1 protein-coding gene and 1 pseudogene are annotated in these 1,794 nt (G+C 72.7%); both read right to left on the reverse strand.

What is annotated here, in order from left to right:
* Positions 1 to 250, reverse strand: a pseudogene (locus AC5LUJ_RS10590) (hypothetical protein); the annotation flags it as partial.
* A 197-nt stretch (positions 251 to 447) separates the two neighbouring features.
* Positions 448 to 1,794 (reverse strand): hypothetical protein (locus AC5LUJ_RS10595; RefSeq protein ID WP_493464847.1); only part of this gene is annotated, 1,347 nt, incomplete at its 5' end.

A 1,794-nucleotide genomic window follows, 5' to 3' on the forward strand; every position in this document is an offset into this window, starting at 1 on the left:
ATCCACTGCCGCCGTCCGTCACCTCGCGGCTCTCGCGGGCCGCACGCCGGCGTTCGGCGGCGACCACCCGCAGACCGGCGCCGGCCACTCCCGCGACAAGCGTCAACGAGATCACCACCAGCAGGCCGTGCACGTGCCGGCCGGGTGCCGGCCAGATCGCGGCGACCACCGTCACGACCACGGCGGCGGCCAGGCCGACGGACACGACGAACGGCGCGGACCCGCGGCCTGTGACAGTGACGCTCTTCATGGACACTCCTCGCAGACGCTCCCCACGGCTCCACGTCCCGCCCGCGCCACCGGCGTCGGATGGGTCCGGGTTCCATGATTGTTGTGATTCTGATGCTGTCCCGGCAGCATCAGAATCACAACGCAACAGCGTTGCCGACTTGCCGACTTGCCGCGTTGCCGCGTTGCCGCGGGACGGTGAAGACGCGCGGGCCGGTGTCAGTCGACCCACTGGCCCTGGGTGAAGGCGACGGCGAAGGCCGCCATCACCGGGGCCGACAGCCAGATGTACACCGGGCGCACCCATGGCCGGCGCGTCACGACGCGTCCGAGCAGCAGGTAGACCGGGAATGCCACCAGCATCGTCCGGATGCCCGAGGCGTAGTAGTTCGAGCAGCTCATCAGCAGCGTGGCGCCGCCGACGAAGGTGGCCTCGCCGAAACGGGCCGAGCGCAGGAGCGCCACGGTCACCACGACCCCGACGACGACCGCGGCCACCTCGCCGCGCCAGAACCAGGTGAAGGCCGACGACTGGGACGTGTCGAAGGCCGAGCGCCAGCTCGCCCGCCAGCCCTCCCACGGCCAGTCGACCCACCGGTGCCAGCCGTCCCGCATGGCCTGCGTGTAGGCGTCCCAGTGGCCGGTGCGCGTCCGCAGGTAGGTGACGAAGGCGAGGACGGGCAGTGGCGGCAGGGCGAGCGCGAGCCCCGCCGGCGCGAACACCGGCAGTCCCGCGCGCCGCCGGCTGACCACGTACTGGACGGCCAGCGCCAGGCAGAAGGGGATACCGGTGACCCGGGTGGACGCGGCGCCCGCGCCGAGCAGACCCGCCAGCCACCAGCGCTGCCGGCGCGCCGCGAGCCAGGACGTGGTGGCGAAACCGAGAAAGACCGCCTCGGAGTACGCGGCGCACAGGAACACCGCGTACGGGAACAGCACGACGGCGACGACCGCGAAATCCGCGCCCCGCCGGTCAGGCCCGCCCCGCCCGTCCGGTGCCGACCACCCACCCGGCGCGTCCTGCACGCTCGGTGCGCTGTTTCGGCCTGTCGCGGCTGTCCGGCCTGTCGCGGCTGTCCGGCCTGTCGCGGCTGTCCGGCCTGTCGCGGCTGTCCGGTCTCTGATATCCGTCCGGCCCCTGACATCTGTCCGGTGCCCGGGCCGCAGTGGTGTCCGGCGCGCTGTCGCGCCGTCCGCTCGTGTCCGGTCGTCCATCTGCATCTGCCAGATGGCCGCCACGGCCGCGGCCCCGGCCACGAACGAGACCACCATCCCGGCGAAGGTCCAGTCCGGGACGACCAGGTGTGCCAGGCGTATCGCGAGCGGGAATCCGGGGAAGTCCACCTCGGTGCGGTCGGTGTACTCCGGCGAGACGTAGCCGAACCGCGCGACCTTGGTGAACAGGCCGACGTCCCAGCGGTCCCACAACGTGTTCAGCCCCGGCAGCTGCGCGAGCGGATGGCCGGAGAGCGCCCGGGACGCGGCCAGCGAGAGCACGATCACCGCGATCCGGCTGGCGGCCCACACCGGCAGAGTGGCCTGGACGGCCAGCGGCAGCCGGCCCCA

It is taken from the genome of Protofrankia sp. CiP1_Cm_nod3 (assembly GCF_982290655.1).